Origin of the sequence: Metabacillus sp. YM-086 (assembly GCF_048059995.1) — a bacterium.
Lineage (GTDB): Bacteria > Bacillota > Bacilli > Bacillales > Bacillaceae > Metabacillus > Metabacillus litoralis_B.
Genome location: NZ_JBLUOI010000012.1, coordinates 1 through 14,957, shown reverse-complemented (window position 1 = coordinate 14,957; position 14,957 = coordinate 1). Strand labels below are relative to the sequence as shown.

At 32.3% G+C, this 14,957-nt stretch carries 14 protein-coding genes; all 14 read right to left on the bottom strand.

What is annotated here, in order from left to right; genetic code table 11:
* Nucleotides 1–3: 3 nt before the first annotated feature.
* On the bottom strand, nt 4–1,176 hold the full coding sequence (locus ACEWK1_RS07495; protein WP_212136644.1) for a glycosyltransferase: 1,173 nt from the start codon (nt 1,174–1,176) through the stop codon (nt 4–6).
* A 64-nt stretch (nt 1,177–1,240) separates the two neighbouring features.
* Nucleotides 1,241–2,254 (bottom strand): glycosyltransferase, encoded by a 1,014-nt coding sequence (locus ACEWK1_RS07490; protein ID WP_212136646.1) that lies wholly within the window; start codon nt 2,252–2,254, stop codon nt 1,241–1,243.
* An 86-nt stretch (nt 2,255–2,340) separates the two neighbouring features.
* On the bottom strand, nt 2,341–3,249 hold the full coding sequence (locus ACEWK1_RS07485) for a glycosyltransferase family 2 protein (protein ID WP_212136648.1): 909 nt from the start codon (nt 3,247–3,249) through the stop codon (nt 2,341–2,343).
* Between the two features lie 39 nt (nt 3,250–3,288).
* Nucleotides 3,289–5,073 carry an ABC transporter ATP-binding protein gene (locus ACEWK1_RS07480; RefSeq protein ID WP_212136650.1) on the bottom strand — a complete coding sequence of 595 codons (1,785 nt, stop codon included), beginning with the start codon at nt 5,071–5,073 and terminating at the stop codon, nt 3,289–3,291.
* Between the two features lie 208 nt (nt 5,074–5,281).
* The gene (locus ACEWK1_RS07475; RefSeq protein ID WP_212136652.1) at nt 5,282–6,481 is read right to left on the bottom strand and encodes a glycosyltransferase; all 1,200 of its coding nucleotides are present in this window, start codon (nt 6,479–6,481) and stop codon (nt 5,282–5,284) included.
* A 24-nt stretch (nt 6,482–6,505) separates the two neighbouring features.
* Complete coding sequence (locus ACEWK1_RS07470; protein WP_212136654.1) at nt 6,506–7,144, bottom strand: acyltransferase; 639 nt, start codon at nt 7,142–7,144, stop codon at nt 6,506–6,508.
* An 8-nt stretch (nt 7,145–7,152) separates the two neighbouring features.
* Nucleotides 7,153–7,893 (bottom strand): glycosyltransferase family 32 protein, encoded by a 741-nt coding sequence (locus tag ACEWK1_RS07465; RefSeq protein WP_212136656.1) that lies wholly within the window; start codon nt 7,891–7,893, stop codon nt 7,153–7,155.
* 19 nt (nt 7,894–7,912) lie between these two features.
* Nucleotides 7,913–8,254 carry a helix-turn-helix domain-containing protein gene (locus ACEWK1_RS07460; protein ID WP_121662806.1) on the bottom strand — a complete coding sequence of 114 codons (342 nt, stop codon included), beginning with the start codon at nt 8,252–8,254 and terminating at the stop codon, nt 7,913–7,915.
* Nucleotides 8,255–8,285: 31 nt separating this feature from the next.
* Nucleotides 8,286–9,425: a DegT/DnrJ/EryC1/StrS family aminotransferase gene (locus ACEWK1_RS07455; protein ID WP_212137062.1), complete on the bottom strand. Its 1,140-nt coding sequence runs from the start codon at nt 9,423–9,425 to the stop codon at nt 8,286–8,288.
* A 53-nt stretch (nt 9,426–9,478) separates the two neighbouring features.
* The gene (locus tag ACEWK1_RS07450) at nt 9,479–10,123 is read right to left on the bottom strand and encodes an acetyltransferase (protein ID WP_212136658.1); all 645 of its coding nucleotides are present in this window, start codon (nt 10,121–10,123) and stop codon (nt 9,479–9,481) included.
* Nucleotides 10,123–10,731 carry a sugar transferase gene (locus ACEWK1_RS07445; protein WP_212136660.1) on the bottom strand — a complete coding sequence of 203 codons (609 nt, stop codon included), beginning with the start codon at nt 10,729–10,731 and terminating at the stop codon, nt 10,123–10,125. The genes ACEWK1_RS07450 and ACEWK1_RS07445 overlap by 1 nt, the downstream gene beginning before the upstream one ends.
* Before the next feature lie 280 nt (nt 10,732–11,011).
* Nucleotides 11,012–12,088, bottom strand: a complete 1,077-nt coding sequence (locus tag ACEWK1_RS07440) for an EpsG family protein (protein ID WP_212136662.1) — start codon at nt 12,086–12,088, stop codon at nt 11,012–11,014.
* 36 nt (nt 12,089–12,124) lie between these two features.
* Nucleotides 12,125–13,000, bottom strand: a complete 876-nt coding sequence (galU, locus tag ACEWK1_RS07435; RefSeq protein WP_212136664.1) for a UTP--glucose-1-phosphate uridylyltransferase GalU — start codon at nt 12,998–13,000, stop codon at nt 12,125–12,127.
* Nucleotides 13,001–13,014: 14 nt separating this feature from the next.
* The gene (locus ACEWK1_RS07430) at nt 13,015–14,844 is read right to left on the bottom strand and encodes a polysaccharide biosynthesis protein (RefSeq protein WP_121662811.1); all 1,830 of its coding nucleotides are present in this window, start codon (nt 14,842–14,844) and stop codon (nt 13,015–13,017) included.
* Nucleotides 14,845–14,957 lie beyond the last annotated feature (113 nt).

Genomic DNA, 14,957 nt, shown 5'->3' with positions numbered 1-14,957 from the left:
TTATCAACAAACCTCAATTAAATTATAAATTTTATCCATAACTACTTCTGGACTATAATTTATTAAGACCTCAGTCTTATCTTTCTTTAATCGTTTATATAATGTATCATCCTTTAACAAAGAAACTATACCTTCATATAATCCATCTGGGGTAGGGTCAACGAGTATTCCATTTTCTTCGTGACGTATAAACTCCATAGGTCCCAAGGACTTGACAACGGTAACAGGTGTATTTAATGCTAATGCTTCTAATACTGTAATTGACAATGACTCAACAAGGGAGGGATGAACAAAAATATCAACGTTTTTCATATATGGATAAGGATTCGGGAGAGCACCTAATATTTCAATATTTTCTGCCAATTTATATTCATTTATATACCTTTTTATCTTTGCCCGTTGGTCACCTTCTCCTATGATATACCACTTTACGTTATAACCCTTTTCAACTAACTTTTTACAAGCATGGACACAATTTACCATGCCTTTTTCATGTGTTAGTCTTCCAACACTAGCTAGAGTAATAAAATTTTCTCTGTGGATATATGGAGTACCATTTTTGGCTTTATATAGAATGTCTTCAACATTAATAATGTTTGGTATAGTAATAACCTTATGATCTATCCCTATGATATTATTAATCAAAAGTTTTCTACTGCTATCAGATACAGCAACGATTTTATCAAACCGTTTATACACTTTACTCCAACTTTTTGTAAGTTTATTTGAATAGTCATAAGAACCGTGATGCCACCAAGTGACCTTTTTATTACTTTTAACTAAATATCCTACAATTTCTGTACAAATTCCTGGTCGATAAGCAATTGCACAATCATATCGTGTATATAATTTAAATAATGGTTTTGCTAACGAAATTGCTTGATCTCCAAAGATATACTTAAGCAATAGAATTATCCTAAAGAATAGTGTAAACCAATCTTTTGTTTTTATACTTTTAACCATTATCCGTACAAACGATCCATATGATTTTGTTAAATCATAATATTTTAGATTAACCTCTTTAGGAACCTCACTCCAATAATCTCCTAATCCTTCTATTAAAAACACATCAACTTCATAAAGGTTGTAATCAATATGTTTCAGGATATCAATAAGTGACTTTTCTGCTCCACCAATATTTAAATGACCATTGACAAATAATACTTTCTTTTTCATTATTTCACTTCCCTTATGAATAGAAGTATTTTTTGTAATTGATTTCTTATATCTTTATCATTATTTACCTTGCATTATTTAGAATTAATAAACTATATAGTCTAACCATTTTGTACTTTATAAACAGAATTGCCATTTTTTGTTTCCAAGGAACTTTTGGTAGATTGAATTCATCAAATATTCCAGCTACTCTTGGATGAGTTATGATTTCGCAAATTAATTTTTCCTTTTGATTTTTTCCTTTGTCTAAATGCCTGATTTGCCCTAAAGCATTTAATGTAAGATACAACATATTAATTTTTATTTGCCTTGAGAAATCAAAATCTTGAGTTCTCATAAAAAATTTCTCTAACTCGTCATTTATTTTTAAGAATGAATGCCACTTTTTTTCAGTATATGTGTTCGTTGTAGAATCTGGATTGTAAAAATAATTATAGTAATGTTTTCCTTTTAAATAGAAAAAATTTCTCGCATGATACATTACTTTTGACCCAAATATTGAATCTTCACAGTAATGAATATTCTCATCATAATATAAATTGTACTTCTTAAGAAATTCAAGATTATACAAAAGGACACAATTCGAAATGGTAGGTGGAAATTCTATATTCTCAAACATAATCAAGCAATGATACAATTCATTTTTGATATGTTCTTTAGAGTAAAATCCTCCACGAATAGAGTGTGTTCGCTTTTCCGTATCATAAATTGATGTTTTCTTGAAATCACACATAATAACATCAAGATCATGTTCAATCGCTTTCTCAATCATCCCCTTATACATTCCTGGATCAACCCAATCGTCTGAGTCAATAAAGCTGACAAATTCTCCTTGGGCCATTTTTATTCCATCATTTCTAGCTGCTGAAACTCTAGCATTCTTCTTATGTAGTACTTTTATTCTTTTATCTATTTTTGCATATTCATCACAAATTTGACCCGAATTATCGATAGAACCATCATTTATTAACAGGATTTCAAAATCTTGAAATGTCTGTTTTAGTATACTATCAATACAGCGATTGATATATTTTTCTACATTATAAACTGGAATAACAACACTTATTTTTGGCCTCATACATCCTCCATAAGATTGCTTTTAAAGTTATTTAAACTTCATTTATCAATTCATATATTTAAATCTGAAATTCAAAAATCTTGTTGCTAAGTTTTCGTGAATTGAAGTTTTCTTCTAATTGAGACAACTAAACCAACTGGAAATGCTAAAAGAGTTGGTGCTAATTTATTGCTTTTTAGTATATAAATAGGGTTCCTTCCTACAATTGATAACGCAATAAACTGAACTGCTGCTTTATACTTATAAAGAAATGACTTATCATATTTAAGCATATGGTTATACATCATTGCATAACCCATTGGATTGTTTCTTATTAAATTCCAACTTCCTCTGGTCAGACCATCTTCTCGATATTCACATATACAAATAATGTCTTTGTGCCATCTAATTTTATAGCCGTCAAGGGCCATTTCAAACAAAGTAATTTGCTCAGGTGCAAATTTTTCACTTGGCCACACATGAAATGGGTACTTCTTTAAAATTTTTAATTTGTAAGCTTCACACATATCAGCATCTAAATTATAACTCTCTCTTTCTAAATCTGTAGCATCAATAAAACCCATAGAGTCATTTATATATGGATAACTTCCTTTTAAAGGCTTATTATCTGAGGTGCCTCGTAAACCACCAACACCAAGTATCATATCGTCATGATCGATTCCTTTAATCCATTCATTTACTTTTATAAAACAATCATCAGTTAGATAGTCGTCTGAATCTACTTTGCAGAAATATTCACCATTTGCTAAAGAAATGCCAAAATTAATAGCCCGATTTAATCCACCGTTTGGAACTTTTTTATAAATTATTTTAAATTTATTTCTATCCTTCAACCAACTTTGGAATAATTCCTCCGTATTATCTGTACTCCCATCATCTATTACTAACCATTCAAAGTTAAAAATACTTTGTCTTTGTAATGAACGATAAAGAGCTTCAATGATATAACCTCTATTGTAAGTTGGAGTAAAAACTGTTATCTTAGGATTTCCCACCTTTTCTGTCCCCCATTTTATTTTTTAGTTTCACACCTTTCAGATTGATTGTATAATTTGATTCTGTACTGAAACTAATTTACCTTTATCAACCCTATACACAATGTCACAATTTTCAATTGTACTTAATCTATGAGCAATTATGATTAAGGTCTTTTCACCTTTAAGGCCATCTATTCCTCTCATAATCTCTTTTTCAGTTTCATTATCTAACGCTGAGGTTGCTTCATCCAAGAAAATTATTTCTGGATTATGGTATAGTGCTCTTGCTATACCAATACGCTGTCGCTGACCACCAGAGAGCCTAACTCCCCTTTCTCCAACAACTGTTTCTAAACCTCCAGGAAGAGAATCCACAAAATCTTTTAACTGAGCATCTTCTATTGCTCTTTCTACCGCCAAATGATCAATATCTTTATCATCAATCCCAAACGCAATGTTTTTCCTGATTGTTTCATCTGATAAATATATAGTTTGTGGAATATAGCCAATTTTATTTTTCCATAATGGCAAAAGATCTTTTAGATCTTTTCCGTCTATAAAGACTTTTCCCTTATCTGGCTCTAATAAGCCTAGGATAATATCGACAATCGTTGTTTTCCCGGCTCCTGAAGACCCAACGAAAGCAACTGAACTTCCAATAGGAACCGATAAAGAAACATCTTTAATTGAATATTCTTTTTGATTTGGGTACCTAAAATAAACGTTTTCTAAATTAATCGACTGCATAAATGTTTTCTCACTATTATTTACTGGTTTTTCTTTATCAGACGAGTCTTTGTATAAGGAAGTTGAAACACTGAAGCCTTGGTCTTGAACTAAATCATTATAAACTACTGACAATGCCGACTGATTAAACCGAATAGATGTTAGCAAAGAAACAATTCGATTTATCGATGGCATCAGTCTAAAAGCAGCCATTGCAAATAATGACATGGTTGAAACTAACTTACTAGTATCAGACCCTTGGAAAACAAGTGTAACCATTGTAATCAGGACTACTGCTACTAACAATGTCTCGATAAAAAACCTAGGTACCTGATCTAAAATATTTTTATAAATATTATTCCTGGCGAGAATTTGACTATGTTTATCATATGCTTGAACAAAGTAGTTTTCCTTTCCTGATACCTTTACCTCTTTACTTGCCCCTAAGCCTTGATTTACAGATTTGATTACCTCACGATTTACTCTTTGCTCTTCTTTTCCTAAAAAGGAAATTTTCTTACGGAAGGTTTTTAAAAATATAATGACACTTCCAAGTAACAATAAACCAGCTATAAGGGTTGCTAAAGGCGCTGTATATACTAGTAAAATTAGGATCGATATAATAACTAATGTTTCAGTCAATAATTGAAAACCTGCTAATACAATACCACCAAAAACTTTGGACACTTCTCCATTTATATTCCTTAGTAATTCCGCGGAGTTTCTCTGCAAGTGAAATGTATATGGTTTCGTAAGATACTCCTTAAACATTGTTCGAGAAAGTTTTACTCTTTGGTTAAATATGACTCTGTACTGTACATAGTAAAAAAGTAATAAATAAGCATTTTTCAAAACATAGAATGATAATAAAACACCAACAGCGAATAAAATAAATGCATTCATTGATTGAAAGTGTAGAAGATCATATGTAGAAGATAAGAATAATTGTTCCTGGACCAAATTAGGATTTGTCACAATTCCAACAAAAGGTATGATTAGTCCAATACCTGCTGTTTCAAATATTGCAGCGATGATCATCATCATAAAGAGTAATAAAAACTTTTTCTTTTCTTTCTTATTAAAAAGAAATCTTAGCTTTTGTAATGTATCTTTCACTTTAGTCACACCTTAATATTGTTATTCACATTGTGCGAATGTAAAAACAACAGTTTTTTTGCAAACACTTCAATCATTGTTCATTATAAAGAACTTTCTACTCAAAAAAAATATACCTGGCAGAGATTTGTTCTATATATAATACAATAACTCAAAATAAGTTCTTATTAAAGAATAAATATTCGACAATTTTTTCATTTTCAACACATTAACTAATAATCTTATATATTTTTTCTAGTTCAAAGTTATTGCTATAATCTATCCTTTTAATATTGTTTACCAATATTTCTTTCAAATTATGATCTCGATACAAATCCTCTATTCCTTTTGATAAACCTTGAACACTAAGATCACAAATAACTCCTTCAATGCCATTCTCTAATTGGCTAGAAGCTGTTGGATAATTTGTAATTAGTATTGGTTTTCCTAAAATCTTAGCCTCCGAAACAGTTACAGCCTTTCCTTCATATCTGGATGGTTGTACGTAAAGGTCACATTCCTTTATATATGGATAAGGGTTTGTTTTTTTTCCTAATAGAATAAAACTGTCTTTTAAATTATGTCTAATGATCAAATTTTTCAGTTCTTTCTCATATCCGCCATAACCAATAATGTACCACTTTATATTCGTGAGTCCTTTTTCATGTAAGCGTCCAAGCGCTTCTATTGCCATATCAAATCCTTTAACATAAGATAGTCTACCAACAGAGACGATTTTAAAGGTATTTGCTTCATTTTCAATAACCCTTGGTGTTTCCGCTGCCATTTTCTTAATGAAGTTAGGTGAAGTTATATTTTCTACAACCATCAACTTCTTTTTTAAAGTTGGATAGGTTTCTAGGAAGGAATCTTTGCATGCATCTGATACTGAAGCAATATAATCAAATTGATTCCATACCTTTAAATCTAACTCATTATCAATTTCTAACTTACTATAGTCTGTATGTACCCATGCGATTTTCTTTTTAGCTCTCACCTTATATGCGACAATATCATGTGGCCATGCATAGCTTATCGCTACATCATAATTTTTTTCCAGCCTAGGTAAAAGAATTGAGGAATATTTTTGTGCTAGCTGCATTTGAATATAACCTGATCCTTCCACTAGATTCCTAGACTTAGATTTAATCTCTGCCATATATTTTGCTAACACTCGAGTAAAAGCTAATGAATACTGTTTTTCCTTAATACAGAGAGCAACAGGTTTCCGAAACACACTGTATTTTCCTATTTCAGGCAACACATTTACAGAACTCGGTATAAGGCACATAAACTCTCCAACATGGTGATAAATTAAAAGATCAACATTATAGTTATTGTAGTCAAAGCTATCTAACATATTGATTAAGCTTCTTTCAATTCCACCTATCTCCATATTATATACGGCAATTAATACATTTTTTTTCATTCTTTCCCTCACCTAATTGAAGTATTATCCTTGGACTTTTACTAGCCTATTATAATCATGCTGAATAGGTCGTGTATCTATTTCTCTTTTATTCAAATAGATTGTGTTTGATGGAACATTTCCTTTCACCACACTACCAGCTGCGATGACTACATTATCTCCAATATGTGTATCCCTTAAAATTACTACATTCGAACCTATCCAAACATTCTCACCAATCGTCACTTCACCTCTTATTAAATGGTCAGAAGTATTTTTTTTATAATTATGATCATGGTCATTAATACAAACATTTGGAGCAATTTTTGTATTCCTGCCTATTGAAATTCGATTAACACAATTAATCGTGCAATTATCATTAATAAAAACATTGTTATCTAACGTAATTACTCCATTATAATCTATTCTGAGGCTTGCGTTTTTACGGATGAAGACAAACTTGCCAATTTGAATTCTAGCATTTTTATTGAAAATTTCTATTTTACTATTAGACTGTAAAGAAAATATAGTTGATTTTATGTTTTTAAAATAGAGGAGCTTGAATAGCATTCCTCTAAAAATTCCAAACAAATGGGAGATATTCATAAAAAATGTAATTATAATACCACGTTTTTTACTCTCAGCAACTAGAGTCTTAACTATCTTTATTATCACATTCACCATGCTCCTTATTACTTTTCACTCACAATTTTTCGTAATTTTGCAATATTGTGACCGCCTATTAATCTTGAAAGGTATGTTTTTATTTTCCCCTTTATTCTCACCCTGAGCGGCAACCAACTCTTATAAAAATGATGCATGGCATATGTATGTTCTGTTAAAAAGCTTTGACAATTAATATAATCATACGGAGAAAAATAGGTTTGAGGGTAAAAAACACCCATCCCTTCAATCTCCTGATGCTTACCATTAGTTTTAAGTCCCAAGCTCTCAAGCAACCTCGTAATAAAGGCTACATTTGTTAAACTGTTTACTGTACCGTCTTCATTAAGAAACTTCTTATCCTTATACGAATCAAGAAATTGCTCAATTAATATATTTCCTTTTTGTGCTCCAATTGTACTTGTTGCAACATAGTTTTCTTGCTCAAACCCCCAGAAGGAAGGATGGTGTAATAAATCATTAAATGACTTATACACTTCTACATCTGTATCTAAATATATACCTCCGTAGTGATATAATGCATGCACTCTTACATAATCGCTGACAAATGCGAATTTTCCTGAAGCGTATGCTTCTTTTACATATGAATTTATGCTTATATCAAAATTCGTTTCGTTCCATTCCACAATCTCATAATCTGATAAATGCTTCTGCCAGCTCGCAATACATCTTTTAACAATTTCAGGCTTTTCTTTCCCACCAAACCAACAGTAATGAATAGTTTTGGGAATATCCTTTGTAGAGTTCATTTGTCTCCCTCTGACCTTTCTACTTTTTTTGTTTCCTCCATTGAATAAATTCTATAAGTGTTTTATATTCTTTGATTTCTTCCTTATCTATTCCTGATTCTTTGAGCGTTGTAGCTAATTCAATCAAAACAGGATCTATATCTTGTTGTTGTAGTCTTATCTTTTTCCCTGGGTTTAAGAGCACGTTTATATCTACATCCAAAACTGTCGCTATTCTTCCCACAACTTGTAAGGAAGGATTGAGATTTAAATTCCGTTCAATATTACTTAAGTATGATTTAGACACTTTTGCCCGTTTAGCCACTTCTGATAACGTTAACCCCTTCTGTTTACGTCTATTACAGATCAAATCTCCTAACAAGTTTCATTCTCCGTTCATTTTCAAATAGAAACTAAATACTATTTATCTCTACTTTTTGTTTACTTTTAATAACTGTTTGTTTTATACAATTAATAATTCTCTCGAAATCTTCATCAGTCATATTTGACCCTGAGGGCAAGCATAACCCGGTTTGAAAAAGTTTGTCTGATATACTTTCTTGTTCACTATGAGGATAATATTTCTTTCCATTAAAAACAGGCTGAAGGTGAAGCGGCTTCCAAACAGGCCTTGCTTCAATCTGCTCCTCACCTAAAGCTGTTAAAATATCTAATACAGATACTCCAGCTTCCTCCTCATTAATTGTTAATGCAGTTAGCCAACGATTAGAAAAAGTATCCTCTAGTTCAGGCATAAATGAAAAACCGGGAAGAGTTGAAAGCTCCTCTAAATAACGTTCAAAAATGGCCCTTCTAGATTCGATTCGATCCTCTAATACCTCAAGTTGGGCTCTTCCTACACCAGCTAAAATATTACTTAAACGATAATTGAATCCGATTTGACTATGCTGATAATGAGGGGCATCATCTCTTGCCTGTGTTGCAAGAAATCTTGCTTTCTTTATTGCATCACAGTCGTCGGATATCAACATGCCTCCACTAGATGTTGTTATAATCTTATTTCCATTAAAGGAGTAGATGCCAAACTTTCCGAAAGTTCCACTCGCTCTCCCCTTATACGAAGCTCCTAATGACTCTGCCGCGTCTTCTATTATTGGAACATCGTATTGATTACAGATCCCTATAATTTCATCCATTTTAGCACTCTGTCCATAAAGATTTACCACAATAACAGCTTTTGGAAGAATCCCCTCTTTAACCGCATCTTGAAAAGCTCTTTGTAAAGCATTGGGAGACATATTCCAAGTTTCAGGTTCAGAATCAATAAATATAGGTTCAGCACCTTGATAAATTATTGGATTTGCACTTGCTATAAAAGTAAGACTAGAGCAAAATACTTTGTCGTCTCGTGTTACTCCTAATAAAGAAAGAGCCAAATGAATAGCTGCCGTTCCCGAACTTACGGCTAATGCTTCATTGGCTTCTACATACTGAGCTATTTCCTTTTCAAATGCATCTACATTTGGCCCGATTGGAGCAATCCAATTGGTTTTAAATGCTTCCTCAATGTATTTTAGTTCTTGCCCACTCATATGTGGGGAAGATAAATAAATCCTTTTTTTATAGGTTTCGCCATTCAAAAAATTCACCCCACAATTATTTTATCTTTCATTTTTGCTTTGGCAGGAGTTCCAACTGCTAGACAGTTGGAAGGGAGATCTTTCGTAACAGTAGCTCCTGCACCAATCGTTGTCCATTCACCAATCTTCTTATTTGGAATAATGGTTGCTCCACTTCCTACCATACACCCTTCACCAATCGTAACCGTTCCAGCAATTGTACTGTTAGGACATATGTGAACAAAATCTTCTATAGTGCCATCATGTTCCACAATTGATCCTGAATTTAAGATACAATGATTTCCTATAATTGTATCTGCATTGATAATTGTATTAGGCATTACAACTGTACCGCTGCCGACCTTTGCACTTGGACTTACAACTGAAGTTGGATGTATGACTGTAATAAACTCTTTTTCAGTTATCTTCAGCTTTTCTACTATCATTTTTCTAATTTTGTTATCTCCAATAGCTATAACAAACTTGATTTCTCCGATTTTCTTCTTCAGATCATGAACAGCATGTAAAGGAGCATAAATGACATGATTCATGACTTGAACTTTTTCATATTTGTTATCAAGGTAACCAATCATATGAAGTCCCTTTGTAGCATGGACGATATCAGTAACCACTTTACTATGTCCGCCATGACCAATAATAATTATTTTCATTAATGACCTCCTCCAACTGACTTTGATCCCTTAAAGTTTTCTACTGTTGCATTCCCTGGTTGATTAATTCCGTCTGAAATGATTACTTTATACACCGTTAAAAATAGGATTTTTATATCTAATAAGAATGATTGATTTCTAACGTACCAAACATCTAGCTTGAATTTTTCCTCCCAGGATAGATTATTTCTCCCATTCACTTGTGCCCAGCCCGTAATTCCTGGTCTAACCTTATGTCTTAATGCTTGTTCCTTTGTATAAAGGGGCAAATATTCAACAAGTAAAGGCCTCGGACCAACCAAACTTAAATCTCCTTTTATGACATTCCATAATTGAGGATATTCATCTAAACTATATTTGCGTAAAAATTTACCAAATCGTGTAAGTCTCATAACATCCGGAAGAATTTCACCATCCTTATCTCGTTCGTCTGTCATTGTTCTAAATTTATAAAGCCAAAAGACGTTACCATTTAGACCTGGTCTTTTCTGTTTAAAAATTATAGGTGAGCCAAGTCTCACTTTGATTAACAAAGCTATTATAAAGAAAACAGGAGATAAACATACAAATATAATGAATGAAATCGTAAAATCAAATATTCGCTTCATTCTTCACTCCTCAAACTACTGGAATCATCTAAAATTTGCTCAATTATTTCTTCAATAAGCTCATTCACGTGCATATTTTCAGTTTCCACACCTTTAACATAGATTTTCATTAATATTTCTTTCAATCTATGCTCGTTCAATCGTTCTGAAATAACCATTATCCTTTCCTTTCATACTAATAATTATTTGTTTTTAACAAAAAGTCCTTACTACAAAGCAAGGACTCACATCTTGGCTATACTTTATTTAATTAATTTTATTCATTACGCTTGAGATATCTTTAGCCAAAATATTGACTTGAGTATTTAAGATTAAGATTAATAACAGTCTCATAAAAATAATAGAGCAAGTAACAAATTAGTAATGAATAGTAAACAAGTTTCCTGTCTCTTTCTTTAAATACATGTAAGATCCAAGACACTAAAACTAATTGGTAAAGTTCAAAATAAATATTAAACCTGGCAAAAATCCAATTTGCTGTTGAAATAATCATAAAGCATAGACCAATTAGAGCCATATTTACAAAAACATCACTTTGAGGAAATATTTCTCTTAACTTTTCTCTTCCAAAAAAAGCAATAGCTAAAGGTGCGGCAGATACGAAAACTCTAATAATGTTTGCTCCACCTTCATCGAAATTACTATACCCACCATACTGACTATCTTCTATTGCAGAAAATAATACCGTTGAAAACTGGTTAAAACCTAAAACGATTAGGATTGAGAAAAATAAGAGAACTAAAGTTGCTTTTATCCATGGTTTAAACCTAACTAAGAAATAAACTGGAATCAATATGAGGGCACTTTGATGAAAGAAAGAAGCAAATATTACCACTAAAAAATATTTAACTTTATTACCTTCGATTAAGAATTTTGTTGCTGAGAAGATAATTGCAGCCGCTAGACATTGTCTAATTCCATTCATAGTGACTAAGAACAAGCCACCAGTAATATAAACAAAGATACTCAATTCAACTACCCTTGAGTATTTGTAAAAAACAAGAATGATCAGTAGATTTGTTACAAAAGCTGTGATGAAGATTAATAACTGTGGATCATTTGTATAGCTTTTTAAAATCATTTGTAGGATAGCAAATCCTATATCATCTTGTGTTTTAACATATTCCCATGAAAAATCATTGAGAATATAAGTGCGCATATATAAAGGGGTATCCCCTATATTATTACGCAGTCCAGAAACTAAGATAAAAGGTATTATAGAAAGTAGGGCCATCAATTTATTCGGTTGCATTTTAACCAATGAACCTGAGCCATTTAACACGACATTAGTTGAAAAAAACCGGGAAAGAAATGCTAATAGAAACACAAGAACAAGGTTAACCCATAAAACTGTCATACAATAAATCCTTTCAAAGTTTAGAATTTCTAGCTATTAAACTAGTTCTTTTTCTATCCTTGAGGAAAGATAGTGCAATAATTCTTCTCTTAAGTCTTTCCTATTAAGAGCAAATTCTATTGTCGTTGTAATAAACCCCATTTTTTCTCCAACATCATATCGAGTTCCTTCAAAATCATAGGCATATACTGCTTCATGCTGATTTAGCCTAGCAATTGCGTCCGTTAATTGTATTTCCCCACCAGCACCTGGCTGTTGTTTTTCTAAGATTTCAAAAATCCTCGGATTTAATATATACCGCCCCATTATTGCTAGATTAGAAGGTGCTTCCTCTTGTTTTGGCTTCTCAACAAGGTTATTAACACTAAAGAATCGCTCCCCAATTGGATTAGCATCAACAATCCCATAACGAGATACTTCGCTATTAGCTACAGTTTGAACACCTAATATTGAAGCGTTGTATCGTTCGTATTGATCTATCATTTGCTTTAAGCATGGCTTCTCAGCTGAAACAATATCGTCACCTAATAATACAGCAAATGGCTCGTTACCAATAAATTTACGCGCACACCATATTGCGTGGCCTAATCCTCTTGGTTCTTTTTGACGGATATAGTGGATATCAACAAGCTTTGATGCCTTTTGTACTTCATCTAACAAATCAAACTTTCCTTTATCAATTAGGTTTTGTTCAAGTTCGAAGGAATGATCAAAATGATCCTCTATTGCTCGCTTGCCTTTTCCTGTAACAATAATAATATCTTCAATCCCTGACTCTACAGCTTCCTCAATAATATATTGAATTGTTGGCTTATCTACAATTGGTAACATTTCCTTCGGCATTGCTTTTGTTGCTGGTAAAAATCTCGTTCCTAATCCTGCTGCTGGTATGATAGCTTTTCTTACTTTCAATGGACACACTCCTATTAAACTGAGATTAGTTTCTTTTTATAAGCAATCCGTGTTCGAGCATTTGCCAATTCCAGAAGAGAATCTCTCAGGTGCTCACGGTCTAATGATCTAAAATTCTTTATCATATATTCTATTTCTTCTATATATAATTCCGATGTTTTCCCAATGTAAATTTTGGGGTAAATTTGTTCTTCATGAACCTCATCACTACTTAATAGTTCTTCAAATAATTTCTCACCAGGTCTCATTCCAGTAAATTCAATGCCAATCTCGTCAAGATTATTTCCTGACAGTTTAATCAAATTTTTGGCAAGATCAACAATTTTCACTGGTTCCCCCATATCTAAAACAAAGATTTCTCCACCCTTTGCTAAAGCTCCAGCTTGAATGACTAGCCTAGAAGCTTCAGGTATAGTCATAAAATAACGAACCATTTCCGGATGAGTCACGGTTACTGGTCCACCCTTTTGAATTTGTTTTTTAAATAACGGAATAACACTTCCTCTACTTCCTAAAACATTTCCAAAACGTACAGCAACAAATCTAGTTTTGCTTATTTGATCAAAATGTTGAATAATCATTTCTGCAAGTCGTTTTGTAGACCCCATAACACTCGTAGGATTTACAGCTTTATCAGTTGAAATCATTACAAAGGTGTCCACACCATGAAGACTAGATGCTTCTGCAATGTTCTTGGTTCCTATTATATTGTTTTTTACAGCTTCCTCTGGGCTTCTTTCCATTAAAGGAACATGCTTATGAGCAGCCGCATGATAAACAACGTTAGGCTGATACTGTTTCATAACTCTCATTAATTTGTCATTATCTTGTAGATCTGCAATTTCAGTAATGATATTGATCTCAGTATCTTTACATCGCTCTTTTAATTCCAATTCAATCGTGTAAATACTGTTCTCTCCATGTCCTAATAAAATGATTGTTTTAGGATTAAAAGAAGAAATTTGTCGGCAAATTTCAGAGCCAATTGATCCTCCTGCTCCTGTAACAAGAACTACCTTATTAGTGACAGAATCACTAATACTAGTTATGTCTAACTCAATCGCCTCACGACCTAGCAGATCTTCAACTTGTACATCTCTAAATTGATTAACAGAAACTTTTCCAGTTAACAAATCTTCAAGCATTGGAATCATCTGAGTCTTAGCAGTGGTTTTTGCACACTCTTTAAAGATATGGTTAAGCTGTTTTTTATTAAGAGAAGGAATGGCAATGACTATGTTTGATATATTTAGTTCTTTGGTAATGCGTTCAATTTCTTTCACACCACCAACAACTGGAATCCCTAATATATCTAATTTCTGTTTTTTTACATTATCATCAATAAATGCAATCGGCTGAAGCTCACCATCGTGATTATGAAGCAATTGTCTAGCAACCATCGTTCCAGCTGCTCCTGCTCCTATTATTAATGTTCTTTTCTTATTGAAAGAATGTCGTAAGTATGTATCTCGATAAACTCTCCAAACAAACCTAGATCCTCCGATAAGCAATAAGTGAATCATCCAAGTAATCGCTAGAATTCTAAAATAGATATCATTTTGTACCATTTGTTGTACAATAGCTGTTACGATTATCGTAAAACTAATTACCTTAAAAATACTTATAAGTTCTCCTATACTTGCATATTCCCAAGCTTTTTTATAAAGCTTATAAATAAATGAAAATAAGTGGTGACAAAATAATAAAGAAATAGAACTGATAAAAACTTGAAATGATACTATTTCCATACTTGGATTTATCAAAGCTTTGCTAAAATAAATTGTAGATAGAACAATGATAGAGTCTAATATAATAAGCAACCAAATTCGGCTATGATAAGTCATTGTCTCTCACTCCTTTCTATTTAATTTTGTGATGATTTCTTTATTACTATTGTTCTTCTTTGTATGGCATAATCTAATTCTTTCTTAAACTGCTCAAGCTGTTCTATTGATGC

Bases quoted from the DNA above. Each gene is read 5' to 3' on its own strand.
- ACEWK1_RS07495 (WP_212136644.1), bottom strand. From the start codon at position 1,176: ATGAAAAAGAAAGTATTATTTGTCAATGGTCATTTAAATATTGGTGGA.
- ACEWK1_RS07490 (WP_212136646.1), bottom strand. From the start codon at position 2,254: ATGAGGCCAAAAATAAGTGTTGTTATTCCAGTTTATAATGTAGAAAAA.
- ACEWK1_RS07475 (WP_212136652.1), bottom strand. From the start codon at position 6,481: ATGAAAAAAAATGTATTAATTGCCGTATATAATATGGAGATAGGTGGA.
- ACEWK1_RS07470 (WP_212136654.1), bottom strand. From the start codon at position 7,144: ATGGTGAATGTGATAATAAAGATAGTTAAGACTCTAGTTGCTGAGAGT.
- ACEWK1_RS07465 (WP_212136656.1), bottom strand. From the start codon at position 7,893: ATGAACTCTACAAAGGATATTCCCAAAACTATTCATTACTGTTGGTTT.
- ACEWK1_RS07455 (WP_212137062.1), bottom strand. From the start codon at position 9,425: ATGAGTGGGCAAGAACTAAAATACATTGAGGAAGCATTTAAAACCAAT.
- ACEWK1_RS07450 (WP_212136658.1), bottom strand. From the start codon at position 10,123: ATGAAAATAATTATTATTGGTCATGGCGGACATAGTAAAGTGGTTACT.
- ACEWK1_RS07445 (WP_212136660.1), bottom strand. From the start codon at position 10,731: ATGAAGCGAATATTTGATTTTACGATTTCATTCATTATATTTGTATGT.
- ACEWK1_RS07440 (WP_212136662.1), bottom strand. From the start codon at position 12,088: ATGACAGTTTTATGGGTTAACCTTGTTCTTGTGTTTCTATTAGCATTT.
- ACEWK1_RS07430 (WP_121662811.1), bottom strand. From the start codon at position 14,844: ATGACTTATCATAGCCGAATTTGGTTGCTTATTATATTAGACTCTATC.